The organism is Propionimicrobium lymphophilum DSM 4903 (assembly GCF_000423485.1).
GTDB classification, from domain to species: domain Bacteria; phylum Actinomycetota; class Actinomycetes; order Propionibacteriales; family Propionibacteriaceae; genus Propionimicrobium; species Propionimicrobium lymphophilum.
In genome coordinates this window covers 335,469-361,047 of the sequence record NZ_AUIB01000001.1, presented here as the reverse complement: position 1 = coordinate 361,047, position 25,579 = coordinate 335,469, and the positions used below count along the sequence as shown (strand labels likewise).

General features: G+C 55.8%; 19 protein-coding genes and 1 pseudogene. 7 read left to right on the top strand and 13 right to left on the bottom strand.

What is annotated here, in order from left to right; genetic code table 11:
- Positions 1-7: 7 nt before the first annotated feature.
- From G556_RS0101555 to G556_RS0101545, 3 genes are read right to left on the bottom strand one after another with little or no spacing between them, the layout of a single operon-like run.
- On the bottom strand, positions 8-1,669 hold the full coding sequence (locus G556_RS0101555; protein WP_028821518.1) for a propanediol/glycerol family dehydratase large subunit: 1,662 nt from the start codon (positions 1,667-1,669) through the stop codon (positions 8-10).
- Between the two features lie 12 nt (positions 1,670-1,681).
- Positions 1,682-2,461 (bottom strand): propanediol utilization microcompartment protein PduB, encoded by a 780-nt coding sequence (gene pduB, locus G556_RS0101550; RefSeq protein ID WP_028821517.1) that lies wholly within the window; start codon positions 2,459-2,461, stop codon positions 1,682-1,684.
- Between the two features lie 3 nt (positions 2,462-2,464).
- On the bottom strand, positions 2,465-2,746 hold the full coding sequence (locus G556_RS0101545; protein WP_231376348.1) for a BMC domain-containing protein: 282 nt from the start codon (positions 2,744-2,746) through the stop codon (positions 2,465-2,467).
- 159 nt (positions 2,747-2,905) lie between these two features.
- On the opposite strand from G556_RS0101545, the gene eutS reads away from it, so the two are divergent.
- The 4 genes from eutS to G556_RS0101525 are packed head-to-tail and all read left to right on the top strand — an operon-like array spanning position 2,906 to position 6,123.
- The gene (gene eutS, locus G556_RS0101540; RefSeq protein WP_016456625.1) at positions 2,906-3,262 is read left to right on the top strand and encodes an ethanolamine utilization microcompartment protein EutS; all 357 of its coding nucleotides are present in this window, start codon (positions 2,906-2,908) and stop codon (positions 3,260-3,262) included.
- A complete protein-coding gene (locus tag G556_RS0101535) occupies positions 3,262-3,696 on the top strand; it encodes a EutP/PduV family microcompartment system protein (protein ID WP_028821516.1) in 435 nt (144 codons plus the stop codon). The genes eutS and G556_RS0101535 overlap by 1 nt, the downstream gene beginning before the upstream one ends.
- On the top strand, positions 3,684-5,033 hold the full coding sequence (locus G556_RS10900; RefSeq protein WP_028821515.1) for a PocR ligand-binding domain-containing protein: 1,350 nt from the start codon (positions 3,684-3,686) through the stop codon (positions 5,031-5,033). The genes G556_RS0101535 and G556_RS10900 overlap by 13 nt, the downstream gene beginning before the upstream one ends.
- Entirely contained in the window at positions 5,026-6,123 is a 1,098-nt protein-coding gene (locus G556_RS0101525; RefSeq protein WP_028821514.1) for a 1-propanol dehydrogenase PduQ, read from the top strand. Before G556_RS10900 ends, G556_RS0101525 begins: the two co-directional genes overlap by 8 nt.
- 49 nt (positions 6,124-6,172) lie before the next feature.
- Here the strand turns inward: G556_RS0101525 and G556_RS0101520 are convergent, their stop codons facing one another.
- Positions 6,173-7,069 carry a methylenetetrahydrofolate reductase gene (locus tag G556_RS0101520; RefSeq protein WP_028821513.1) on the bottom strand — a complete coding sequence of 299 codons (897 nt, stop codon included), beginning with the start codon at positions 7,067-7,069 and terminating at the stop codon, positions 6,173-6,175.
- Positions 7,070-7,098: 29 nt separating this feature from the next.
- Between G556_RS0101520 and G556_RS0101515 the strand changes: the two genes are divergently transcribed.
- A complete protein-coding gene (locus tag G556_RS0101515; RefSeq protein ID WP_028821512.1) occupies positions 7,099-8,169 on the top strand; it encodes a polyprenyl synthetase family protein in 1,071 nt (356 codons plus the stop codon).
- A gap of 56 nt (positions 8,170-8,225) precedes the next feature.
- Here G556_RS0101515 and purL read toward each other — a convergent pair whose 3' ends face one another.
- The 3 genes and pseudogenes from purL to G556_RS0101495 all read right to left on the bottom strand — a co-directional run bounded on the left by purL (position 8,226) and on the right by G556_RS0101495 (position 12,375).
- Positions 8,226-10,487 (bottom strand): phosphoribosylformylglycinamidine synthase subunit PurL, encoded by a 2,262-nt coding sequence (gene purL / locus G556_RS0101510; protein WP_420806054.1) that lies wholly within the window; start codon positions 10,485-10,487, stop codon positions 8,226-8,228.
- A 5-nt stretch (positions 10,488-10,492) separates the two neighbouring features.
- Entirely contained in the window at positions 10,493-11,170 is a 678-nt protein-coding gene (purQ, locus tag G556_RS0101505; protein WP_028821510.1) for a phosphoribosylformylglycinamidine synthase subunit PurQ, read from the bottom strand.
- A pseudogene (locus G556_RS0101495) lies at positions 11,167-12,375 on the bottom strand (phosphoribosylaminoimidazolesuccinocarboxamide synthase). Before G556_RS0101495 ends, purQ begins: the two are co-directional and overlap by 4 nt.
- An 82-nt stretch (positions 12,376-12,457) precedes the next feature.
- Between G556_RS0101495 and G556_RS0101490 the strand changes: the two are divergent.
- Positions 12,458-13,429: a DUF2207 family protein gene (locus G556_RS0101490; RefSeq protein ID WP_016456635.1), complete on the top strand. Its 972-nt coding sequence runs from the start codon at positions 12,458-12,460 to the stop codon at positions 13,427-13,429.
- Here G556_RS0101490 and purB read toward each other — a convergent pair.
- From purB to poxB, 3 genes are all read right to left on the bottom strand, one after another.
- Entirely contained in the window at positions 13,426-14,856 is a 1,431-nt protein-coding gene (purB, locus tag G556_RS0101485; protein ID WP_028821507.1) for an adenylosuccinate lyase, read from the bottom strand. The two genes, G556_RS0101490 and purB, sit on opposite strands and share 4 nt — an antisense overlap.
- Before the next feature lie 15 nt (positions 14,857-14,871).
- Positions 14,872-16,140: a phosphoribosylamine--glycine ligase gene (gene purD / locus G556_RS0101480; protein ID WP_028821506.1), complete on the bottom strand. Its 1,269-nt coding sequence runs from the start codon at positions 16,138-16,140 to the stop codon at positions 14,872-14,874.
- Positions 16,141-16,281: 141 nt separating this feature from the next.
- Positions 16,282-18,009, bottom strand: a complete 1,728-nt coding sequence (poxB, locus tag G556_RS0101475; RefSeq protein WP_028821505.1) for a ubiquinone-dependent pyruvate dehydrogenase — start codon at positions 18,007-18,009, stop codon at positions 16,282-16,284.
- A gap of 148 nt (positions 18,010-18,157) precedes the next feature.
- Here poxB and G556_RS0101470 point away from each other — a divergent pair, with 148 nt between their 5' ends.
- Positions 18,158-18,712 (top strand): hypothetical protein, encoded by a 555-nt coding sequence (locus tag G556_RS0101470; RefSeq protein WP_028821504.1) that lies wholly within the window; start codon positions 18,158-18,160, stop codon positions 18,710-18,712.
- Positions 18,713-18,766: 54 nt separating this feature from the next.
- Here the strand turns inward: G556_RS0101470 and G556_RS0101465 are convergent, their stop codons facing one another.
- From G556_RS0101465 to G556_RS0101450, 3 genes are all read right to left on the bottom strand, one after another.
- Positions 18,767-18,967 carry an NINE protein gene (locus G556_RS0101465; RefSeq protein WP_016456640.1) on the bottom strand — a complete coding sequence of 67 codons (201 nt, stop codon included), beginning with the start codon at positions 18,965-18,967 and terminating at the stop codon, positions 18,767-18,769.
- Between the two features lie 540 nt (positions 18,968-19,507).
- Positions 19,508-23,986 (bottom strand): Rib/alpha-like domain-containing protein, encoded by a 4,479-nt coding sequence (locus G556_RS0101455; RefSeq protein WP_081675469.1) that lies wholly within the window; start codon positions 23,984-23,986, stop codon positions 19,508-19,510.
- A 294-nt stretch (positions 23,987-24,280) separates the two neighbouring features.
- Entirely contained in the window at positions 24,281-25,564 is a 1,284-nt protein-coding gene (locus G556_RS0101450; RefSeq protein WP_028821502.1) for an adenylosuccinate synthase, read from the bottom strand.
- Positions 25,565-25,579 lie beyond the last annotated feature (15 nt).

Sequence of the window (25,579 nt, the reverse complement as noted above, 5' to 3'; positions counted from 1 at the left end):
GATTACCTCAGATGCTTTCCGGGCTTACCGCGTTGCGGATGGTCTTGATCTGCTCCCAGCGCTCTTCACTGATCTGGTAGCCGGTCATCGGGCCCTCGTAGCTGTTCGGGTTGTTAACTGCAGAGTCAACGCCCCAGTTCTCGTCGAAGATCGCCGAGGTGTGCAGGTAGTCGCCCGCGCAACGCTGGACGTTGAGATCGAAGATCGCCTTTGCGACGTCGTCGAAGCCACCCTCGTAGAGAGCCTTGCAGACGTCCAGGCCGGTAAGGCCACGCTCGAGGACTTCGGCGCAAGCCTTAAGGTCCTCAACGACATCACGCTTCGGCATATCCTTCGAGCCGTTAGCGTAGGTGGCTGCCTCAACCTCTTCATCGGTGATGGCAGGCAGGCCCAGGCCACGGAAGGTTGCCTGCAGAGCACGGGCCGCCTTGTTACGTGCCGCAACCACGTCATCTTCTTCGACAGGGTTCAAGCCACCGTCGACACGAAGGTCACGCTGGATGATATTCCAGTCGTCGAAGTCTTCGGCATCCCAGTTTGAACCAGCGAACATGTTGTCGTAGTTCGGGGTTGAAGAGTAACCGGAGCAGATGAAGTCGGTACCCGGAACGAACTGCATCAGAGTACGAGCCGAACGGCGCAGATCGGAGTGCGTGAACGTCTGGTCGTTACTGGATGCGCATTCCAGGTCGAGCATCATGGCAATCAGGTTCTCGCCGAGAACCGCACGGATACCGCCTGGAACAGCAGCAGGAACACCAATGCAAGAAACGGAACCGTTCTGGATGCCCTGCGAGCCGGCAGCACGCGTGACGAACAAGCAGCGGGACTCAAGGTAAAGCATCGACTTGCCCTCGGCAAAGCCCATCTGAACCTCAGAACCGGTGCCCGAAGTGAAACGCATCTTCATGCCGCGAGAGGCGTAGCAGGAAGCTAGGAAAGCCTTCGACCATGGAGTGTCGTCGCCGTCCATGAAGACGTCCTCAGTGCCGTACACCGAAACGGTCTCAGCGTAAGCCGTTAGGCTGCGCATACCGAGCTGAAGCTCAGTAGCTTCCTCAGAGGAGCACTGCGTGAGAATGCCCGGACGGCCAGTCTGAGCGCCAACCATCAACGAAATCGCGTTGAACGGAGCGTAACGGGCGACACCCATCGTGGTCTCCATCTCAGCGAAGCCACGAAGTGCAGCCTCTGCGGCATCTGCCGCAATCTGCACCGGGTTGTCGGCGACGTTAGTCACGTGGCACTGGTTAGCCGGCTTCTTGCGGGCGCGCATCTTCGTGACGCCCATCATCATTTCCAGCACGCTCATGTTGCTGATGACCTCGGTCAGCTTGGCCGGGGTCATGGCAGTAGTTAAAGCGATAACGTCTGCACGCGGAACGTTGATGTCACAAAGCATCCGAGCCATGTCGACGGAATCAACGGACATCGCCTTTTCGGCATTTTCCAGGTTGATGCCGTAACGAGCGATGAACGAATCGAGCATGTCAAACTCGTCGACTCGCTTACCGTCCATTTCGACGACCTCACCGTTTTCGATCTTGATCGACGGCTTAGGGTCGCTAGGCGAATCAATCGCGATTAGACCAACTTCTGGCCACTCGGTGACGAACCCGTCCTGGTTGACGGGACGCGCATCGAGAGCCTCAAACCTCTTTGATCTCATTTAGCGTCCTCTTTAAATGTACGGAGTGGTGGTCGAAGTCGGGGTATCACCGAGCGCGCCGAGCAGCTTGATGCCGACCTCGCGAGCGGCGATAATCGCCTGGCGAACAGCTCCGGAATCGCCGCTGAAGGTAGCGGTGACCTCGTTGGAGAAGCTCTGGCCGTTGGTCGGCGTGGCGAGCGACACGACGTCGATGGTCGATGCCTTAACTGCGGTATCAGCCAGCACGACGCCGATGGCGGCGGGGGCGCCAACGGTGATACCGAAGCTCTTGCCGATCGGGGCACCGAATGCCATGTTCAACGCATGCGAGGCGCGGGCTGTGTACTGGAATTCCAGGTGGCCCGCGTCGTTGCCCCAGACATCACCGAAGGTGCGGTCGATGTCTTCGAGAGCTACCTCTACGGCGCGGCGGGCGTCGGAAACATCCTCAGCCGCAAAAACCACCAACGAACCGTGGCCTGCCCCGCCCTTGGTGTCTCGGGGAAGCTCGATCTTTACGATCTCAGTGTTGGTGGCTTTGACTGCCTCATCGGCTGCGAAAATCTGTGGGCCGGCGCCGGTGCGTGCACCGAGAATACCGATTGAGCGGTACTTCTTGTCGAGCCCGAACAGCTTAGCTACCTGAGCGTCCAGGTTTGCAATAACGAGGCCGATAGTGTCGCCCTCTGCGGTACCGACAAACTCGGTGATACCGGGATTTACCTTAAATGAAGAGCTTGCGGGCTTTTCCTCGCTACCCATCTGCTTCATTACTTCCTTCATTACCTGGTCAACTAATTCATTGGACATTTTTTACTCCGCGTTCTTTGGAAGGATGGTCTCTACATCGCCGTGCGGACGAGCGATCACGTGCTGACTTACAAGTTCGCCAACTCGAGACGCGGATGCGGCACCTGCGTCAACAGCTGCCTTAACTGCGCCTACATCGCCTCTGACAGTAACTGTGACGAAGCCGGCGCCGATTTTTTCGCTGCCGCAAAGCGTCACATTTGCTGCTTTGACCATTGCGTCTGCAGCTTCTACGGCCCCGACGAAACCTTTGGTTTCAACCATGCCGAGTGCTTCTTGCATCAGAACTCCTTTGTCTGTGGGCACCTGCAATTACAGGCAACTTGTATTTGACAATACGCCAACTCTGATGAAACAAAACAGGCACCTTTGTACAAATTCCTGCTCAGGCTTAAGGAAACCGGTTTTCACGGCATACCATGAAGCAAACGACGATGGAGTGAAATGAGTGACGAAGTCTTCGCAAAGCAGCGAATAATCCAGGAATTTGTGCCGGGCAAACAGGTCACCCTTGCGCACGTCATCGCTAACCCCGACGAGAGTCTATACCAGAAGATTGGCCTAACTAGTGATCACAATGGGGCCATCGGAATCTTCACTATTACCCCTGGTGAAGGCGCAATTATCGCGGCAGACATTGCCACTAAGGCGTCTGCAGTTGAACTGGCTTTCGTGGACAGGTTTTCCGGCGCGGTGGTCATCACGGGCGTCCTGGCAAGCGTGGAGTCGTCGCTACGCAGCGTAGTGGACACCCTCGAAAATGTGCTCGGATTCACCCCCACCCAAATAACCAGAACGTAATGTCGGATACAATTCTGCTCATTGGGAGTATCACGGCTGGCAAAACGACGCTCTGTCAGAGGCTTAATGACGCCTCAATTAAGTACGCTAAAACGCAGGCGATCGAGGCTCTTGGCAACATTGTTGACACTCCTGGGGAGTACTTCGATCACGGTAGATTTTGGTCGGCTCTTCAGGTAAGCGCCAACAGCGTGGGCATCGTTTTGTTGCTCGTGGACCCGACTGCGCCCGAGACCCGGATGCCTCCAGGCATCGCAGGAACGTTCGCTCCCCCGGTTTGGGGCGTAGTCACGAAAGCAGACAACGCAACCGAAGAGCAGATCGAAAATGCAAAACAGACCCTCGCCCAAGGTGGGGCTAGCCCAATATTCGTCACTGACGCCGTCACAGGCAGAGGCCTCGACGAGCTGCGGGAGGTGCTGTGGCAGAGCTAATTAAGCTTTCGGGCATCGGCAATCTGAGCCTCCGCGACGTAATCGACATCGAGAAGCTGCAAAAAATTCAAGACGAATTCGCTGCGGAGACCGGCCTGGGAATGATCACCGTTGACTCCATGGGCCGTTCCATCACCGATGCTTCGGGCTTCTCCGCGCTCTGCCAGTTGCTGCGTAGAGACCCGTGGGTGCGTAAGCGCTGTATGAGTTGTGACGCACACGGCGGGTTGCAGGGCGCACTGGACGGCCGCCCGGTTGTTTACAAGTGCCACGCCGGATTAGTCGACTTTGCGGTGCCCATCGTCTCGGACGAAAGATTCATCGGAGCGGTTCTCGCCGGTCAAGTGCTGATGCGAAACGAGCGGATGCCGAAGGAAATTTTGCCTAACAAAGGCCAGTTCGCTATTCCGGATGAGACTGAAGATCTGATTCGTGACGTCAACACCGTCAATCTAGAGACCATTCATCGCAGCGCCGATGCCATTATCAAGATGGTTAACGAAAAGATCGGAAACAACGGCAAGAAGCTCACTATCCTGGCTCCTAGCCCAATCTACGGACGCCTCAACTCCGTGCCTGACGTGGAGAGAAAAGACAGGTTCGCTCCGCTGCTTGCGGGCAGGCTAACCCATAAGGCGCTTCCGCTACGCCCGATCACGCAAAAAAACGATGCGCTCGATTCCATCCTCGACCCGTACCTGATAACCGGAAACGTCCTTCGCCGCGATCTGGGCGCGAACATGCAGGTGCTCGAACAATTCCTCGATGCCACCCTGCCGAGTTGGATCATGAAAATGAAAACAACCGACATAGCACGCTTTGAGGATGTGCTGATCGGCATCGCGAGCAGCGACTCCGTGAGCACTGGACGCGATATTTCGCAGATGGTCATTCAGCACAGGATGCGCACCAAGCGCGAGATGAACCGTTACGATTCCTTCAGGTACTGCGAGAACCTACTCATCGCATTGCACAACCTGATGGAACCCACGCTGAAGGTGCAAGAGCGCACGGTCAACACACTGTTGAACGAGATAGAGAAGGATCCGACCGCTTTTCTGACCGTCGAGGACGGCGCGGAATACCTGAACTGTTCACACTCGCACTTCTCTAGAACCTTCAGAAACCACACGGGCAGCACGTTCATTCAATACGTCACAGCGAAGCGCCTAGAAAAGGCCAAGATGATACTCGCGCATACCGATAAACCGATCTCTCGCATCGCTAGTGCGCTCAAGTTCCAGCCAGAAAACTACTTTTCCAGAGTATTTAAGAAACACGTCGGAGTAACTCCGGGTGAATATCGTCAGCAGTATTCGGAGGAGAATAATGCCTAATTTCCAGATCCCTACCAAAGTCCATATGGGCGATGACAGCCTAGACGTTTTGGACGAATTTGCCGGCGCCAAAGTACTGGTCGTCACCGACGGCTTCTTAGCCACCACAGACCATTTCAAGGAGATCGTCGCGCGCCTCGACGACGTGAAGGTTTTCGACAAGGTTGAGCCGAACCCGACTGTCGATTTGGTGGCGCAGGGCGTCGCCGAATACCTGCAGTTTGGTCCGGAAATCGTGCTGGCTTACGGCGGCGGTTCTGCAATCGATACCGCTAAGGCGGTTCACTTGATCGCTGGTGAAGACGGACGTGGTGCACCGGGCGGAATCGTTGTCATTCCGACCACCAGCGGCTCGGGCTCCGAGGTGACTTCTTACGCGGTCATCACCGACGAGGCTAACGAAACAAAGATTCCGTTGCTGTCGGAAAAGATGTATGCCCGCATCGCCATCCTGGACCCCGAGGCCGTGCGCTCATGCCCGTCGAAAACCACCGCAGATTCCGGCATGGATGTGCTGACCCACGCCACAGAGGCTTACGTTTCTACCGACGCCAACGACTTCACCGACGCGCTCGCCGAGAAGGCCGTCTCGCTGGTTTTTGAGAATCTGCATGAGTGCTTCGTCGATGGCAACGACATGGACGCGCGTAAGCACATGCACAGCGCCTCTTCCCTTGCAGCTTCCTCCTTCGAGAACGCGGGGCTAGGCATCACGCACAGCCTGGCGCACGCGCTGGGCGGCCACTTCCACGTGGCACACGGGCGGCTGAACGCTATCCTGCTGCCGCACGTCATCGAGTACAACAGTCAGGACCCGCAGGCCATGAGCCGTTATGCCCGCCTAGGCAGGATGGTTTCGCCCGACTCTAACGGCCCATCTGCGGTGCGCATGTTCGTCCAGCACATCCGCAGGATGAATGAGAAGTTGCAGATTCCCGACAGTCTGCACCTGGCCGGTGTCGATTCCGACGAGTGCCGTAAGAAGCTCGACGAGATGACCGCCAGCGCCATGGTCGATCGTTGCACGCAGACGAACCCGGTTAAGCCAACCGAGGAAGACCTGCGCCAGATCATTCTGCGCGCTCTCTAGACAAACGATAAGGGTGAGCCCGACCGGGCTCACCCTTTTGTCTGCGTTATTAGTATCCCCTTGCCCTCAGCATCGCCAGGATTTCCCTGGTGGCCACCGAGCGGTTCTGCGTGTAGAAATGCAGGCCGGGTGCTCCCCCGGTCAGCATTTCTTTGCACAGGTCGGATGCGATGACGGAACCTGCGACTCGAACCATCATCGGATCGTCGGGCACCCGAAGCAGTGTCTCGGCGACCCTAGCTGGGATGTCTGCGCCGGAAAGTTCAACGAATTTGCCCAGCTGCTTGACGCTTGAAACCGGCATGATGCCAGGCACGATCGGCATCGTCACGCCGACATTTCGTACCCTCTCCACCAGATCGAAGTAGTGTTTAGGCTCGAAGAACAGCTGGGTGACGGCGAACTCAGCACCCGCCTGTTGCTTGCCAAGCAAAATTTGCGCGTCGAGCTCGAAGTCGCTAGTCAGGTGCCCGTCTGGGAAGGCGCCGACGCCGACACAGAAGTCACCGCGAGATTTAATCAGCTCGACCAGTTCGGTGGCGTTCTCTAGGCCTTGTGGGTGCTTTTCCCAAGCCACACGCGGGCCTCCCGGCATGTCGCCACGAATAGCCAGAATGTTCCTGATGCCGGCCTCGCCATATGCGTCAATCGCCCGCTTGACCTCGTCTACGCTTTGTGCGGTGCAGGTGATGTGGCCGATAACCCTCAGGTTGCTTCGTTTAGCCAGCTCAACCGTGACGCCCAGAGTGCGGTCGCGGTTGGTTCCGCTAGCGCCGTAGGTAACTGAGACGAAATCTGGCTTGAGTGGCTCGAGTTCCTCGACCGCCTGCATCAAGTTTGAAGTGCCCTGTTCGGTCTTGGGAGGGAAAAATTCAAAGCTGTAGGTCGGCCCGTTGCTCTGGTTGAGCACCTGAGCAACCGTAGTCATGCTGCGTTGTTCGGTCACGTCCGATATCTTAGACGAGAGGCCCAAGAATGCAGCTAGACTTTCAGGTTATGAGCTTCGATGCCGTTGATCCCACTTCGAAAGATTTCCGTGACGCCATCGCCGTGCGCCTGGAAAAATCCGCTGCCCAAGCAGACAAAGACCTAAAGGGCTTGAATGCAAAATGCGGCGAACTGAGCGACGCCGCCGCTCGCTACTACGAGGGCGGCAAACGGCTACGTCCCGCGTTTTTGTATTGGGGTTACAGCGCCTTCGCTGGCCAGCCAGAGAATCCGGATGCAATCCTCACAGCGGGCGCCGGCTTCGAGATGCTGCACGCCGGGATCCTCGTACACGACGACCTGATCGACAACTCCCCCACGCGACGTGGCCAACCGAGCGCGCACAAGCATTTCTCCGAGCTGGGTAACGAAGAGTTTGGCAGGCAATCGGCCATCGTGCTGGGCGACGTCATGCTCGGGCTGGCGAACGACCTGGTTTACGGCTGCGGGCTGGAGCGCCTATCGGATGCGCTGCCCTACTGGCGGCTGGTCCAGAACGAGGTTAATGCCGGACAGTATCTGGATGTCTCCAACCAGTTCGGGCTGTTGGACGAGATGAGCGCTCGCGAATCGGCCGAGCTCGTCCTAGAGGCCAAGACATCCCGCTATACCGTGATGCGTCCGCTGCAGTTCGGCGCAGCGGCCGGTGGTGCCGGCGAACGCGAGCTGGCCAAGCTAGGCGATTTCGGCTCAGCGCTGGGTAAGGCTTTCCAGCTTCGTGACGACCTGCTGGGCATCCTCGGAGACGAAGGCGTCACCGGCAAGGCAACTGGCGGGGACCTCGTGGAAGGCAAGCAGACAGTGCTGCTTGCCATAACCATGGAGAAGTCACCGCACGCCAACGAGCTCGCCTCCCTAATCGGGCGCGAAATGAGCCCCGACGCGCTCGAGCGCGCGCTGAATATCATCATGGAATGTGGCGCTTTGGACGACGTGGGCGAACTGATCGGAGGCTACGTCAAGGCCGCCTACGAGGCGCTGGACGAGGTCTGCCTATCAGAGGAGGCCCGAGCCCCGATCGCGCAGCTGCTGGTGCAGTGCGTGGACAGAGAAAAATGAGAGCTTAAACAAAAAATTGGCGGCGCTACCGAGTAGCACCGCCAATTTTTATTGACTTAAACGCCTTTCATTGCCTCCGGGATGGTGGCCTCGCTGGCTTCGCGTAGCTCGTCGAGGTCGAGTTCGCAGATGCCGTCGATGCTGAGCTTGTTGCCCTGAGCTACGGTACCAATGCGCGCCATCGGGACGCCGATGGACTCGCAGAGCTCGTGAAGCTTCTCGACATCGTCTGCGGCTACCGTGACGACTGCCCTAGCGGGCGATTCGCTGAACATATTCGCAACGTTGTCTAGCCCGGTGTGAGGCAGGCTAACGTGGGCTCCGAAGCCGTTTCGCCAGCAAGCTTCGATCAGGCCGATGGCGATGCCACCCTCGGAGAGGTCGTGGGCGCTGACCAGGATCTCGGATGCTTCCCTGATCAAGGTCGCCAGCTTCTGCTCGGCGTCCAGATTCGGCACAGGCGGGGTGCCGCCCAGGTGCTCGTGGATCACGCGGGTCCATGCGGAGCCGCCGAGTTCGCACTTGGTCTCGCCCAGCAGCACGATTGCGTCGCCCGCATTCGCGAAGCCCATCGGGATTCGATCCGCAACATTCTGGATTACGCCCAAGGTGCCGATTGCCGGTGTCGGGTGAATATCGACCCCGTCGGTGTTGTTGTAGAAGCTGACGTTACCGCCGGTGACTGCGATGCCGAGCTCGCGGCAGGCGTCAACCAGACCGAAGATCGTCTCGACAAACTGCCACATGACCTCCGGGTTCTCAGGGGAACCAAAGTTCAAGCAGTCGGTGATCGCAACCGGGGTCGCGCCGGTCATTGCGACGTTACGATAACTCTCCGAAAGCGCAAGCTGCGCACCCCAATAAGGGTTCAGGTAAGAGTAACGGCCGTTCGCGTCCGTAGCCATCGCGATGCCGAGCCCGGTGTTCTCGTCGATGCGGATCATGCCGGAATTCTCCGGCTGAGCTAGCACAGTATTGCCACGCACGAAGCGGTCGTACTGGTTGGTGATCCACGTCTTGAAACAGAGATTCGGCGAGGCTACCAGGGCTTTTACCTGCTCGGCGATGGTCTCATTATCCCTCGGCAACGCGTTAGCGTCGTCGGCGATGACCATATCCATCCATTCCGGACGGCGCTGTGGCCTGTCGTATTCGGGGCCTTCGTGGGCTACCGTGCGGGGATCGACGTCGACGATTGTCTCACCGTGCCAGTCGATGACCAAGCGGTTGCCCTCGGTGAGTTCCCCGACGATGGTTGCGGAGACCTCCCATTTGCGACAGATCTCCATGAATTCGTCGATGTTCTCAGGAGTAACGATGGCCATCATGCGCTCCTGAGACTCGCTCATCAGAATCTCTTCGGGAGTCATAGTCTCGTCGCGCAGCGGCACCCTGTCGAGCTCGCAGTGCATGCCCATGTCACCCGCGGAAGCCAGCTCGCTGGTGGCGCAGGAAATGCCCGCGGCACCGAAATCCTGGAGCGCGGTGACGACGCCGGCCTGGAACAGCTCGAGCGTGCACTCGATAAGCAGCTTCTCCATGAACGGGTCGCCGACCTGCACGGCCGGGCGCTTGCTGCTGCTGGTCTCCTCGAAGGTCTCCGAGGCCAGAATCGAGGCGCCACCGATGCCGTCGGGGCCGGTTGCGGAGCCATAAAGAACGACGTAGTTGCCGACGCCGGAGGCCTTCGCGAACTTCAGGTCATCGTGACGCATGATGCCGATGCAGGTAGCGTTAACCAGCGGGTTACCCAAGTAGATCGGGTCGAACTCTGTCTCACCGCCAATGTTCGGCAGGCCGAGGCAGTTGCCGTAGCCGCCGACTCCCGCGACGACGCCAGGCAGCACACGTTTGGTGTCGGGGGCGTCGAGTGGACCGAACCGCAGCGAATCCATCACGGCAATCGGGCGCGCACCCATTGCCAAGATGTCTCGGACGATGCCGCCAACACCCGTTGCTGCGCCCTGATACGGCTCCACATAGCTAGGGTGGTTGTGCGACTCGGTCTTGAAGGTAACCGCGTAGCCCTGGCCGACGTCAACGGCGCCGGCGTTATCGCCGATGCCTGCGAGCAGCGGCCCCATCGGGGTTTCCTTACCCACCACACCGAACTTCTTTAGATGAATCTTCGAAGACTTGTAGGAGCAGTGCTCAGACCACATCACCGAGTACATCGCCAGCTCGGCGCCGGTTGGGCGGCGGCCCAACAGGTCGCGGATGCGCTGGTATTCGTCCTCTTTAAGCCCGAGCTCAGCCCAAGGCTGGGCGGCGTCGGGAGTCTGCTTAGCGTTGTTAACTGTATCTAACACGAATGCCATCCAAATCAGTTCGCCGCGCGTTGCAGGAATGCCAGAGCAGACTGGAAGAAGCCCAGGCCGTCGGTCGACGAGCCTATGAGAGTCTCCACGCTGTGCTCGGGATGCGGCATGAGCCCGACCACGTTTCCACGCTCGTTAGTGATGCCAGCGATGTCGTTGACCGAGCCGTTCGGGTTATCCAGGTAGCGGAAGACAACCTGGTTGTTATCCTCCAGGCGCTTGACGGTATCGGCATCAGCCTGGAAGTTACCCTCGCCATTCTTCAACGCGATCTCGATTTCCTGACCCGGAGTGAAGTTGCAGGTCCAGACGGTATCGACCGACTCGACTCGAAGCCGCTCGGGGCGACAGATAAACTTCATCGACTCGTTGCGGATCATCGCGCCCGGCAGCAGGTGGGTCTCACAGAGCATCTGGAAACCGTTACAGATGCCAAGGACCGGCAGCCCCTCTTTCGCCTGACGGATGAGTTCGTCCATGATTGGGGCGAAGCGGGCGATGGCGCCGCAGCGCAGGTAGTCGCCGTAGCTGAAACCTCCTGGCAAAACCACGGCGTCGACGTCGCCCAGTTCGTCGGATGCGTGCCACAGCGGCACCGGCGTGCCCCCGGAAAGGCGGATCGCGCGCAAGGCATCGTGATCGTCAAGAGAACCAGGGAAGGTGATTACACCTATTTTTGTCATGCCATCTCCACGGTGACGTCAAACTTTTCAATGACGGTGTTGGCCAACAGGGTCTCGGCGGCGTGCCTGATCTGCTCGAGACGCTCGTCCGTGATCTCACCTTCGACCTCAATCTCGAAGCGCTTGCCTTGGCGAACGCTGAGGCCCTCGTAACCGAGGCGACGAAGCGAGGCGCTGACCGCTTTGCCCTGCGGATCGAGGATCTCAGGCTTTGGCATCACGTTTACGACGACGCGCTTGGCTAGATCGGTCTCCGACACCTGCCCCGGAGCAACCTGCTCTGGCTGGGAAGATTTGTTGTTGTCAGCCGACTTGTTCGACTTAGACCTGCTGAAAAAACCCATGGTTATACCTTAAAGTACTCGTCCTGTTAGGCGGGAATAGGCGTCCCGGTAGCGCTTGATAGTGGCTGTTACGATCTTTTCGGGGAGAGGCGGCGGCGTAGAGTTCTTGTCCCAGCCGGAGTCCTTGCTCAGCCAGTCGCGAAGATACTGCTTGTCGAAGCTCTTCAGCTTGCCAGCAGCGTAGTCTTCGGCGTCCCAGTAGCGGGACGAGTCCGGGGTCAGAACCTCGTCGGCGAGCACCAGGGTGCCGTCTTCACGGCGACCGAATTCAAACTTGGTGTCAGCCAGGATCAGACCTTTTTCTTCGCACTTGGCTGCCGCCAGTTTGTAAATCGAGATGCTGGCGTCGCGCAGCTCGGCTGCAGTCTTTTCGCCTACCAGCTCGACCAACTGACCGTAGCTGATGTTCTCGTCGTGTTCGCCGTATTCCGCTTTAGCCGCCGGAGTGAAGATCGGCGCTGGCAGCTTAGAGCCATCATTCAAGCCATCGGGCAGCGGAATGCCGCATACGGTCTTCGAGGCCTGGTATTCGACCCACCCAGACCCGGTCAGGTAGCCGCGAACCACGGCTTCTACCGGAATCATCTGCAGCTTCTCGACGACCATCGCCCTGCCCTCGACAAGTTCTGGGACGTCAGTCGAGATCAGATGATTAGCCATCGGAATTTGCTCGAACCACCAAAGCGAAAGTTGGGTAAGAACTTTACCCTTGCCAGGAATCTTGGTGTGGAGGATGTAATCGAAGGCAGAAACGTTATCCGTAGCCACCATCAACATGCGTTCCGGATCGGGCAGCTGATAAAGCTCGCGAACCTTTCCTGCGTTGATTAGCGGCAATCCGAGATCGGAATACTGGCTCATACTAGATATTGTACGCTGAGCACCCACAAAATTGTCATTCGAGGGTTCTAGACTGTTTCCTGACCTGATAAGGAGACTCGATATGCGACTCGACATCATCGTATTGGTGATCGGACTGGTGTTTCTGTTAGCCGCCGTCGTTCTGACCGTCATGGTTCGCCGGGCAATTCGCCCACGAATCGTCGCCAGACGCGAATTCAACAGGCATGAGCTGACTAACCGCCTCAAGCAGATGCTGCCGGACGCACACCGTCCACCAGCCGATACCACGCCGGCGATGGTGAGCACGCTTAACGGCCAGGGCGTCTCCGCTAAGGACGTAAACCTATCGCTAATCGATCTAGCTACGAGGGGCTACTTGTGCATCTCACCGCTCAACGAGCGTAAGGATTCCTGGCGAGATTGGGTCTTCACTAAGGTCGCCGACGCGGATGATCAGCTTCTGCCCTACGAACGCACACTCGTCGAGGCGCCGTTTGCGGGCAAAGACTCCGTCACGCACTCGAGGATGTTGCTGTCTGCCAATAAACCGCTCGAGCTGGCTCACAAACAACTGATCGAAGAGCTGCGAAAGAAAGATTGGGTGGAAGGCGACGAGCCCAGAAGCAGCGTCTGGGGGGTTATCGGTGGCGTCCTGCTGCTTGCCGGGTTGGTGCTAACCGCCGCGATGATCTTCGATTGGCTGACCACCTCCAGCATGTTCGGTTTGATCGGCGCGATAGCGCTGGCAGCCGCGGGCGGCGTTGTGGCCTCCCTGGGCAGCAGCTGGTATCGACCTGAATCTATGGAAGCGGTCGCCAAACACCTGGAAAGATTCAAGCAGCAGACGCTAGATCAAAAGATCAAGGCGAGCTCCCTGGCTCGCAGTTTCTCTCAGGACGCGCCATGGGCGATAAGTCTTGGAATACAAGAGCAGCTCGCCCAGAAATACGAGGATTTCCTGGCGAGCCACTCACGATGCAATTTTGAGTTGGATTGGTACAAGACCCCCAACTCCATCTCCCCCGCAGAGGTGCTTGAGGATCTGTCCCAGCTAGTCTCAGAAGCCGACTAAAGCAGGGACCCCGGTTTGTAGGCCGCCGCCTGCGGGTACGCGTCGACGATTTTTTCGACCTGCTCGGCGATCTTTGCCACCTGGGCGCCCGCGGCTCCAGTGAGCTCCAGCGGAACGCTAACCAGGTGGTCGAGCTCATCTCGGCTTAGGCCGACGCGAGAATCCTTCGCGAGCCTGTCGAACAGATCGTTCTCGACAGCCTTCTCGCGCAGCTCGAGCGCCACGGCCACTGCGTTCTCCTTGATTGCCTCGTGGGCATCCTCGCGGCCAACGCCTTTCTTGACCGCAGCCATCAGAACCTTGGTGGTGGTCAGGAACGGCAGGTAGCGGCTCAGCTCGGCATTGATGACGGCGGGGAATGCACCGAAGTCGTCGATGATGGTGATGAACGTTTCGAACATGCCGTCGATGCAGTAGAAGGCATCGGGCAGCGCGACGCGGCGAACCACGGAGCAGCTGACGTCTCCCTCATTCCACTGGGTGCCGGCCAAATCAGCCGCCATGTTCGCGTAACCACGCAGGATGATCATCATGCCGTTGACGCGTTCGCAGCTTCGGGTATTCATCTTATGCGGCATGGCAGAGCTGCCAACCTGGCCAGGCTTGAACCCCTCCGTGACGAGCTCGTTGCCAGCCATCAGACGAATGCTGGTTGCCAGGCTGCTCATCGCCGCACCGACCTGAGTCAGAGCGGAAAGCACGTCGTAATCAAGCGAGCGCGGGTACACCTGGCCGGTTGCAGTGAAGATATTTTTGAAACCGAGTTCGTCGGCGATTCGGCGCTCCAACTCGGCAAGTTTGTCGGCGTTTCCACCGAGCAGATCGAGCATGTCCTGGCTGGTGCCGACCGGGCCCTTGATGCCGCGCGCTGGGTAGCGGTCCAGCAGCTCCTCGACTCGATGGAAAGCAATCAGCAACTCGTCGGCGGCATTGGCAAAACGCTTGCCGAGAGTCGTCACCTGGGCCGCAACGTTGTGGGTGCGTCCGGTGATCGGCTGGTCGGTGTACTCCACAGCACGCTGCGCGATTCGCGAGAGAGCAGCAACAGTGCGGTCACGAACGATCTTCAGCCCCTCCAGCACCTGGTGCTGCTCGATGTTCTCCGTCAGGTCGCGGCTAGTCATGCCTTTGTGAATGTGCTCGTAGCCGGCAAGCGCGTTGAATTCCTCGATTCGCGCCTTCACGTCGTGTCTAGTCACGCGCTCCCGTTTGGCGATGGACTCCGTATCCACCTGCTCAACGACCGCGCTGTAGGCATCGATCACCTTGTTCGGATCGTCGCCACCAAAGTCGACGCCCAGATCGCGTTGCGCTTGCAAAACAGCGATCCAGAGCTTGCGCTCAGCGATGATTTTAGCTTCTGGCGCCCAGACGTTGATCATCTGTGCGCTTGCGTAACGGCTCGCGAGTACGTTTTCGATAGACATTGGTTCCCTTAGTTTCTAGACCGGACGGTTGCTGGCTGCGCCGCTCAGTTTCTTGTCGCTGGCGATATCCGTGCGCCAGATTGCGTCGGCGTATTCGATTTCGGTTAGCTGATTATAGGCGGCGTTCCGGGCTGCGGGGACGTCCTTTCCTAGGCCCACCACGGTTAACACGCGGCCACCGTTGGCGATTATGTCGCCTTCAGGATCTCGCGCGGTTCCAGCGTGGATGACGTGCGCGGTTTCGGTGTCGGCGGGCAGATCCAGATGGCCGCCCTTCTTGGGTGCAGCCGGGTAACCTTCTGCTGCGACTACGACGCAGACCGCGGCGCCCTCGAAGATCATCCTGCCAAATTCGGCAAGCTTGCCGGTGGCAGAGGAGTAGAGCAGCTGCCCCAGCGGCGTGACGAGCGTGGCGATCAGTACCTGCGTCTCCGGATCGCCAAACCTGGCGTTGAACTCGATCACCTTGGGGCCATCCTTGGTGACGGCGAGGCCGACGTAAAGCAGACCCACGAATGGCATTCCGGCGTCCCGCATGGCGGCTAGCACCGGGTCAGCAACCTCGCGCTGCACCTGGTCGACGAAGTCGTCGTCCAGCCAGGGTAACGGAGTGTATGCACCCATGCCGCCGGTGTTGGGGCCGCGGTCGTCGTTTAAGAGCCTCTTGAAATCTTGAGCGGGCATCATCGGCAGCGCAGTCTGTCCGTCGGTGACGAAAAACAGGCTAACCTCCGGACCCTCCAGGTATTCCTCGATCACCACTTCGTCGGCTTTAGTCGCATGCTCGATGGCCTCTTCGAGATCGTTGGTGACCAGCACACCCTTGCCTGCCTCCAGACCGTCGTGCTTAACGACGTATGGCGCACCGAACTTCTCCAGCGCAACCCCGACGTCCTCCGGACTCTTGCAATCCACGTAACCCGCGGTCGGGACACCAGCCTTCTCCATGACGCGCTTGGCGAACGACTTGCTCGACTCCAGCTGAGCTGCTGCCTTCGACGGGCCGAAAACCGGAATCCCGGCCTGGCGCAAAGCGTCGCTGATACCTGCTGCCAACGGGGCCTCGGGACCGATCAAAACGAAACTGGCCTCGACTTCACGGGCGAGTTCGACTACCGCTTGCGAATCCAGTGGGTCGATTTCATGGTTGGTCGCCAAATCCTCGCAGCCTGGGTTGCCTGGGGCGACGTGTATCTGCGCGACGGTTGGGTCTGCAGCCAAGCCGCGAACCAGCGCGTGCTCGCGGCCACCTGAGCCCAAAACCAAAACAATTAAGTTGCTCACGGGCCATATCCTAGCGCCTATTACTAAGCCCTTACCCTTAAAATTCACCCATCCTCGAATGCGACTAGGCGAAACAGGGCAGCACACGCATAACCGGGCGCTGCCCTGGCGGATACTTTTCGATGATTGGAATCTCTTTTTTTAAAACAGGTTCGGAAGTTGACGAAGGTTTGTCCTAGCCATGTCGAGAAGTTCCGATCCCCTGCCGGAGAGCACGGTACGCATCGCGTAGAGTGAGAAGCCCTTAACCTGATCCAGCTCTAGGGTCGGCGGGATGGTCAGCTCCTGACGGTCGGTGATTACGTCCAGAACCGCGGGACCGTCGTGGGCCAAGAATTCCTTGACGGTCTTCTCCAGCTGTCCACCCTTCTCAACGCGATAGCCCTTCAGGCCAACAGCGTTGGCGATATCGGCGAAATTCGGATCCTGCAAGTCAGTTGCGAAGTTAACGTAGCCCGCGGACTTCATTTCCAGCTCGACGAAATTCAGCGACGAATTGTTGAACACCACGATCTTCACGGGAAGGCCGTTCTGCTTGAGCGAGAGCAGGTCTCCGAGCAGCATCGACAGACCGCCGTCACCGGACATCGCGATTACCTGGCGGGATGGGAACGCCGCTTGAACGCCCATCGCCATCGGCATGGCATTTGCCATCGAGCCGTGGTTGAACGAGCCGATGATTCTGCGCTTGCCGTTCACGTCGATGTAGCGGGCGGCCCAGATTACCGGCGAGCCGACGTCGGGGATGAAAACTGCGTCGTCGGTTGCGTAGGTGTTGAGCAGGTCGGCGAGGAACTGCGGGTGAATTTTTCCGCGCTTGGTGGGCTTCGCGAGCGACTTCAGGTCTTTGGAAGACTTTGCATAGTCCTTCTGGATGGACTTCAAGTGGGCAGAAGATTTATTGCCCTTTAGCTTCGGCAGCAGCGCCTGGACGGTATCCCTCACGGTGCCAACGAGTGGCAGATCGACGTCGACGCGGCGACCGATGTGCTGGCCATCGATGTCGACCTGAATAACCTTGGCATCCTGCGGATAGAACTGCCGGTACGGCAAATCACAGCCGAGCACGAGAAGGGTGTCGCATTCCTTAAGCGCGTTGTAACCGGAGGTGAAGCCAAGAAGGCCTGTCATTCCGACGTCGAACGGGTTGTCGTATGCCACCCACTCCTTGCCGCGCATTGAGTGCACCATAGGTGCCTGCAACTTATCGGCGATCTCGACGATTTCGTCGTGTGCGCCCTGGCAACCTGCTCCGGCGAGGATCGAGATCTTCTTGGAAGAGTTGAGGATCTCAGCAGCTTTATCCAGTTGATCGTCGGTGGGTGCAGCGCGGAATGGAGCGCTCTCTATCTTTTCGGGTTCTGCGTCGGTTTCGGATAGCAGCACGTTTCCGGGGATAACCAGAACCGCCACTCCCCTCTTGTCCAATGCTGCGCGCATTGCCGAACGTAGGATCCTGGGCATCTGCTCCGGCATCGAGACCAGCTCGCAGTAAACCGAGCACTCCTGGAAAATTATTTCGGGGTGGGTTTCTTGGAAGTACGAACCGCCGATCTCGTCGTGAGGAATATGTGCGGCGATGGCTAGCACCGGAACTCGGGATCGGTTGGCGTCGTACAGGCCGTTGATCAAGTGCAGGTTACCGGGACCACAAGATCCGACCGTCACTGCGAGTTCCCCAGTGGTGGCGGCTTCCGCACTTGCAGCGAAAGCCCCAGCCTCCTCGTGACGAACCGGCACCCACTTTATGCCGTCTGTGCGGCGAATGGCATCCGTAAGGCCGTTCAGGGAATCTCCGGCGACACCCCAGACCCGCTCGACGCCGCTATCCTTTAGCGTTTCAACAATATGCTGCGCGATCGTACTCACAATGCTCCTTATTAAATAGCTAGGCGCAATTTTCAACGCGCCCTCTTTACAATCGGCGGCGGAAATTTGTCACCACAAATTAGAGCCGTAGATATAAGCAATTCTACCATTATTTGATTAGCTCAAAATAACTAGAGACAATGGCTGCATGATCAAACTAAAGATCACATCCGCAATCTGCGCTGCACTACTCGCAGCCACCGTGACTGGCTGCTCTGGCGATGGCGCAAACACTGAAGTTAACACCACAGTCGCCTCAAAGACCGAATCTTCCGGCGCACAGACCCCGGCCACCACCAACCAGCTTGACACCGACGGCGCTCTCAATGCCATCAAGAAGGCTGAAGAGGTTAAGGACGGCGTCGCGCTATCCGTTTCCACCGAGGACAACAGCCACTGGGAGGTAGCTGTTCTCGAGGGTAACGAGAAGGTTGAGTACGACGTAATGCTCAACGGCACCGTAATCGAGACCGAGCGCGAAACCGCCGATGCGAAGGATCAGAAGATCAAAAACGGCATCACTCTGGTTGAGGCCATTGAGAATGCTCAAGGACAGGCTGCCGACGGCGGAAAATTCCTAGACGAGGCCGATTTTGATGAAGAGGACGGCAAGCTGGGCTTCGCGATAGACTTCGACGACGCCCAGGGTGACGACCTGGACTCCTTCTTTGCTGACGCCACCGGAAACATCTCAAAGAAGTAATTAAAGACAAACAAACGGCGGGTGAGCATTTTACTTACCCGCCGTTTTTAAGTTCTACTGCAGCCGCTGGCCGTCTTTCGTTGGGAAACCACCGACGGCGATTCGAATGATATCGATTACCGTGCCGACTCCGAATAGCCCCCCAGTCACAAGCCACAAGATTCCCGTGGCCACCTTGCCAGTGTAGAAGCGATGGATTCCGGCAACTCCGACCAGACCCAAAAGTGCTAGTAAAAACGCAGTCATGCGGCTCATAATGCTTACCTCTCGTCGGCTGATACAACCAATCTAACCAAAAGAGCCCGCGCTATCCGAAAGTTAATCGGAACAGGGGGGCCGATCTCGATGCGTCTCAAATTGTTACTGTCGGCAGAGTCAGTCAGATGTTTTTGACTGACCAAAAACCGGAATTCCAGCCTGGCATATAAAATCGCCGATGACCGCAACCAGCGGAGCATCAGGTTCGATCAAGACGAAGCTGGCCCTTATTTGGCAAGCCAGATCTACCACCGCTGAGACATCCATCGCGCATAGTAGCTAATACTGGGATTACCTGGCGCAACAAGCACTTAGGCAACAGTTGAATCAGCTAAACCACGCATCAACGCGTACTCTCGTCCACCACTGCGCAAAACCAAAACAATTAGGTTGTTCAAGAAGCTTATCTAAATCGCAAATTTTGGGTACTAACCCCAAATTTTTAACCGAGCTTTCTCGGATAACTTCTTTGACCAGACAAAACCAGCAGCGGTGCCCGATCTACTGATCAAGACACCGCTGCTGATTATTTAGCTATTAACTTCTGCGCCGACGAATTACCAAACCAAGAGCCGCCACTGCGATAGCAGCTAAGGTAAACATCGCAGCGCCCTGAGCACCCGTAGTAGGCACTCCAGCACCATGTTTGCCTTTCGCGTTGCTTGTGGTATTCGAGTTTTGCCGAGGATTGGTAGGCTGACCTGAGCCCGCAGTATTTGGACTCTGGTTAGACCCATCTGGCTTCACCGACGAGTCCTTAGACTCACATGGCTTGCAAGCGTCGCATTCTTTCTTGACGTAAATCAATACATCAGTTGTTCTTGTGGCTCCATCAGGGAAAGTTACCTTGATTTGTGCTTTAGCAAAACCTTCCTTGCTGACGTCTGGTTCTGAAACAAGTTCAATCTTCCAATCGTCACCCTTATTTACGACCGCTGAAATGTACTTATCCAGTTCAGGTTTTTCACCTAGCTTTGTCACGAAAGGCTCGGTAGTTACCTCTGGAATTTCAGTTATCTGCGTAGCAGGAAGCGAAGTTTTTACCTTAAATTTAGCGGTCACAATGGTTTCTTCAGTGAACTTACCTTTCTTAGGTTTATCCCAACCGTCAAATAGGTAAGTACTTGTTTTTCCATCGACTGTTTTTTCGATGCCCTCAGGATCAGCAACATCAATGTCGACCTCAACAGTCGGATCTACATAGAATACTTTATCGCTGCTATCTTTCGCATTCTGTGTAGGTTTGAAAGTTACCCGCACATAATTATCCGGCGTCCCCTCAGGCTTTTGCCCATCTTTTGAGGGGATGACAGTGTCACGAACGATAATTGGTATCTGCAGGTCATGTACTGCACCATTTGTGTACTTGACCCGTACCTTCGCCAGAGTGTCACCAGCTTTGCTGAGGTCAGGGAAGCCATCCGTCAGCAGCGCCACATCAGCTATCGTCAAACCGTCAGGAGCAATGATGTGTGCCTTGTAATCAAGTTTTTCAGCACCATTTCCAACGAATGTTTCGATAACTTTCACACCAGACTTATAGCTAACTTCTGGATTAGTTTTCTTCTCATAAGAAGCTACGATCTTGGTCTCTTCGACAAACTTCCTCGCTGTTTGAGGATCATATGTTTCGTCTTTGATAGACCACTTGACGAATTTTGCGCCTTCCTTCGGATTAATCTCAGGCATCGGGATGGTTACCTCAACCTCAGGATTTACGAAGTAAACCTTCTTGTCGCTATCTTCATTGAGACTGGTAGGAATCACAATTACTTTGACGTAATTATCCGGAATGTCTCTAGTCGGCCGACCATTAGTCTCGGCAGGGATTAAGTTGTCATAAACCTTTACCGGAACCTTTACCGTCACCTTCACACCATCGGTGTATTCAACGGTTACCACTACCTCGCTATCGCCGGCCTTGCTGACGTCAGGTTTAGCAGTGATCTCAACATTCTTAACATCATTATCGAATGTCTTGCCATCAGGTAACTTGATGTGCTTTTTAATCACATCAAGGTTCGGCTCATTACCAACGTAGGTAGAAATTTGCTCTACGCCAGGTTTAGGCACCGGTTTGATATCGATAGCTGGCAGCTTATAAAGCGCTACCAACTCACTCGGTTTGGTAAAAGCGTAGACAATTTTGTCACCAGCAGGCCACTTTGCGGCCTTGATGCCTTTAGGAGCCCAACCGGTGAATTCATAGTTGTACGCCTTACCAGAATTGTCTTTGAACTTTTCCTTGCCTTTAGGCTCAGCAATATCAATGGTTACTTCTTTAGCAGGATTAACCCAGAAAGTTTTAACCTGTTGGGCACCTTCTTCGACCACACCTTTATCAGTGATATCGACTGTAACCTTGACAAAATTATCTGGCACCGTTGGTTTATTGCTACCATCTTGGGACACAACATCCTTTGTCACCGTTATCTTCGAATCGATAACAACTTCATCGCCATTAGGATAAGTTACCCGAACCTTGACTGGCTTATCGCCAGCACTGCTTAGATCTGGCTCTTGTACAAAGGTGAACTTCATGCCTGCCGGTAGGTTATTTGGGTTATTCGGGTCGCCATCATTGTATTGGTTGATGACGAGATCCTTTGCACTAACAGAACCGCCCTCTGGTACGACGATCTTGTCGGTAGTTTTGACCGCCGGCTGCAGGGGAAGTTGGTTGATGTTATATCCAGCACTAATCACCGTATCTTTAGTGAACTTTCCGGCTAGTTTGGCGCCCGACTTCCACTCTCTTGAATCATCAGACTTCCAAGAAACAAAGTTATAGGTCAATCTATCCTCAGTTTTTCCGATAGGTTCGACCACTGGTAGCTCAACGTCGCTAGCTGGGTTAACCCAGAAGACAGACTGTTGATCTTGACCTTCCAACTTTGCTTCTTTACCGCGATCAACGGTCACTTTGACAAAGTTGTCTGGCGTCCCAGCAGGCTTTTGCCCATTTTTTTCTGGAAGAACGTTGTCAGAGTATTTAGCAATGATCTCATTCTTAGAATCGGTAAACTGGTGACGCGCTGACAGATCATATGCCTGGGGTTCTGCCTGTCCAGCACGCAGCTCCCAGCCAACATGTGTTTTACCTGGTATGGGCTTCGGCGTGATTGCAGGGATAGCTACCTTAGCTTTCGGATTCACATAATAGTAAGTACGCTGCGCATCTTGTGCATTATTCGTTGGGTCCAAAGACACCCGCAGATAGCCTCCAGGCACGTACCTGGGCTGCCCATTTTGCGTCAAAGCCTCATAAATATTTTTCACGACGGTAATTGGGACGTCAACAACCGTGCTGGCGCCATTAATGGTCACCTTGACTTTGATTTTTTCCTCACGTGTTGGCTGATTGCCAGTGTACTTTTCTTGCAGTTTCTCGTATAACTTCTCAACTGCTTCGGTATCGGAATAGCCAACCCAATTCTGGACAGTTCCTTCGCCGATTTCGAGCTTGGCGTTATCAGGCAAAGCAACAAAATTGCCGTTATCGTTCCTGACTTTTAAGTTAGCTTTCAAATCATCAATTGAGGGGAGGAAATTATTAACCCAATTTCCTTGCTCATCTTTGAAAGATTCTGCAACTTGCATCGGAGTTACCCGAACGACAGGTGCCGGTGGAACATCGGTGAACTCAAGTTTCCATTCGCGGAAACCGCAGTAACTATCGTCGATAGTGTAATAGGGGTCGGTCATACCATTTTTGGTTACCGTTCCACCCTTTGGATTATTAGGGTCTGGATGGCATAGCCATGGATAAGCACGAACTGTAACCGTGGCTTTGCCATTAACGTATTCAGCTACGCCCTTGACGTTGACCCATTTCGTAGTATCGCTACCCTGCCACTCTAGGCTGCCATCTTTTTTAACTACGTAGTAGTAGAAGCCGCGCTCATTTTCAGGGATTCTATGTTGAGCCAGTGGCATACGGAATCTATCGCCATTTTTACCGATTTTATCCTCGATCTCCCAGCCCCACTTCGCGGGTTTGGGGTCATTAGGCCCGTCCGGCTCAAGGTTTCCATATGCTGGCCCATGAACATTCGGCTCCATGCGACTATACGGTGAGGGATAGTCAATGTTGCCATGACGATCAACCGCTTCTATGAAGGAGTAGCCCTCAGCCGGCAACGAACCAGCATAGTCAAATTGTTTAGCTTTACCATCGACATATTTCAGAATTTCATTGAAATATGTCTGCTTCTTTTTAGGCAGGGTAATTTGCGCGTACTCTTTACCCTTGACCGTGATTTGAGTGCATCGATCTTTCGCAGCATCAGCAGCTACGTCAGCACACTTGCCCTGAGCCCACACTGCATACTCGGTATACGGTGTTTGGCTCGGGTCTTTATCAAAGTAAAATTTGTCGCCAACGCTACGGCCAGTATTTTCAGAATCTGGCCATGGATCAACAGGTTTATCTGACGCATCAGTTTCACCTTCGCCATACTTATAGTTGACTCTTAAAACATCACTACGATCAAGCAGCTTACCGCCTGGAACTTCAACTGTTCGTGAAGCATATTCTGCAGGAATTGTGCAGCTACCATCAATGCGTTCCAGAGTGATTTTGATTTTAGCTGGCCAACCAACACGGCTTTTATCTACGGCAGATTCAGGTGGCGTAAAGCGCGGCGGCACGCTACTGCTTAACTCTATTTTTTCCTTGTGTTGGACACCATCTTGGTCTTGCCACTCAGCGTACGGGGTAAAGACAAGATTGCTGCCGAGTTTAAGTAGGTTATACGAAAGCTGTATGTAAGCTTTTTGGTTTTGTTTCCAAGTGACGACTTGAACATTATCTCGGCGCTCATATGGCGGCATATAAGGATCATCAGTCATATCCCACTTGGGAGACTCGCCATAGCCACATTTTCTAGATGAAGTTTGTGCTTGAGCTGCTGGCAGATTAGGCAACCAAGTAAAAGCCATTACTACTGCGATGAGTCCGGCAAGAAGTGCGCGGGAAAATTTCTTGCCTCGCGCAGAGTTGTCTTTTTGAGTCACTGCCCCCCCCTGAAGGTGAATATATAAGCCAATTAAACAACTGTAATAGTTTCTGCCAGGCCTAAAAAAATTCTGACGGAAACTGTTACGCCCCCCAAACCACTTTGTACCGAGAACTTCTTAATCATTTAGTGCGAAACAGCGCACCGCGTCATCAGCAATTGACCTGTTGAGTGAAAAAATTTCACTCAACAGCAACAAAGCTAACTCAGTTAGCACGATTCGACACAAGATTAAATTAAGAGCCTGCATCCTCCAGCTAAAGCGAAACGCACAGGCTCTTTTATCTCTGGCCTAAACCAGGTCGTTAATAATAATTGCCTGGTCGCGACCCGGGCCGACGCCGATGCCGCTGATCCTGCAGCCCATCAGCTCTTCCAAGCGATGCACGTAGGCCTGACAGTTTGCCGGCAAATCGTCGAAATCGCGGATTCCAGAAATGTCCTCGCTCCAGCCGGGCAGCATCTCGTAGACGGGCTTAGCGAGCTGGAACTCGCGTTGAGTCAGCGGATAGTGATCGATGACGGTGCCCTCGATGTCGTAGCCGACGCAAACCGGAATCTCGTCCCAACCCGACAGAATGTCGAGCTTCGTCAGGTAGATGTCGGTACAAGAGTTAGTCATGACCGCCTGCTGGGTGGCCAGCGCGTCGAACCAGCCGCAGCGACGCGGCCTCCCCGTGGTGGCACCGAACTCGCCGCCAAGCTGACGCAGCCTCTCGCCAACCTCGTCGTGCAGCTCGGTCGGGAACGGTCCCTCACCCACGCGGGTGGTGTAGGCCTTAGCGATGCCAATGATGCGATCTATGCGGCGAGGGCCTACGCCGGTTCCGGTGCAGACGCCACCGGCAGTCGGGTTAGAGCTGGTGACGTACGGGTAGGTGCCGTAGTCGATGTCCAGGTGGTGCGCCTGAGCGCCCTCGAACAGGACGGTCTTACCCTCGTCCAAAGCCTTATTGATGAGCCTGGAAGTGTCCACGACGTACGGCCTGAAGCGCTCGCCGTGGGCAAGCAGGCTCTCGATAATCGGTTCGGCATCAATAGCGCGGCGGTTGTAGATCTTCACCAGCTGCTGGTTCTTCTGCTCAAGGCTCGCCTCCACCTTGTCGCGCAGAATCTGCTCGTCGAGCAGGTCCTGGACGCGGATGCCGATGCGGTTGACCTTGTCCGAATAGGTCGGGCCGATGCCACGACCGGTGGTGCCGATCTTCTTCTTGCCCGCGAACCGCTCGGTGACTCGGTCGAGCACCTGATGGTACTTCGTGATGATGTGGGCGTTAGCGCTTAGTAGCGGGTGTCTGACCTCGACGCCCCGCTGAGCGAGAGCATCAAGCTCCTCGGCCAACACATCCGGGTCGATGACGACGCCGTTACCGATGACTGTGGTGGCGTTCTGGTTCAGAATGCCCGCAGGCAGCAGATGCATGACGAATTTTTCGTCACCAACCACCACGGTGTGCCCCGCGTTGTTACCGCCCGAATAGCGAACGACGAAATCGACCTGGTCGCCGATTGCGTCCGTGGCCTTGCCCTTACCTTCGTCGCCCCACTGGGCTCCCAAAATAACGATTCCTGGCATCTATGCCTCCTAATA

Excerpts from the sequence above, each read along its gene's own strand:
- pduB (WP_028821517.1), bottom strand. The coding sequence starts at position 2,461 with ATGTCCAATGAATTAGTTGACCAGGTAATGAAGGAAGTAATGAAGCAG.
- G556_RS0101535 (WP_028821516.1), top strand. The coding sequence starts at position 3,262 with ATGTCGGATACAATTCTGCTCATTGGGAGTATCACGGCTGGCAAAACG.
- G556_RS0101470 (WP_028821504.1), top strand. The coding sequence starts at position 18,158 with ATGATCAAACTAAAGATCACATCCGCAATCTGCGCTGCACTACTCGCA.
- G556_RS0101525 (WP_028821514.1), top strand. The coding sequence starts at position 5,026 with ATGCCTAATTTCCAGATCCCTACCAAAGTCCATATGGGCGATGACAGC.
- G556_RS0101555 (WP_028821518.1), bottom strand. The coding sequence starts at position 1,669 with ATGAGATCAAAGAGGTTTGAGGCTCTCGATGCGCGTCCCGTCAACCAG.
- G556_RS0101450 (WP_028821502.1), bottom strand. The coding sequence starts at position 25,564 with ATGCCAGGAATCGTTATTTTGGGAGCCCAGTGGGGCGACGAAGGTAAG.
- G556_RS0101515 (WP_028821512.1), top strand. The coding sequence starts at position 7,099 with ATGCAGCTAGACTTTCAGGTTATGAGCTTCGATGCCGTTGATCCCACT.
- purL (WP_420806054.1), bottom strand. The coding sequence starts at position 10,487 with ATGGCATTCGTGTTAGATACAGTTAACAACGCTAAGCAGACTCCCGAC.
- G556_RS0101490 (WP_016456635.1), top strand. The coding sequence starts at position 12,458 with ATGCGACTCGACATCATCGTATTGGTGATCGGACTGGTGTTTCTGTTA.
- G556_RS0101465 (WP_016456640.1), bottom strand. The coding sequence starts at position 18,967 with ATGAGCCGCATGACTGCGTTTTTACTAGCACTTTTGGGTCTGGTCGGA.
- eutS (WP_016456625.1), top strand. The coding sequence starts at position 2,906 with ATGAGTGACGAAGTCTTCGCAAAGCAGCGAATAATCCAGGAATTTGTG.
- purQ (WP_028821510.1), bottom strand. The coding sequence starts at position 11,170 with ATGACAAAAATAGGTGTAATCACCTTCCCTGGTTCTCTTGACGATCAC.
- purB (WP_028821507.1), bottom strand. The coding sequence starts at position 14,856 with ATGTCTATCGAAAACGTACTCGCGAGCCGTTACGCAAGCGCACAGATG.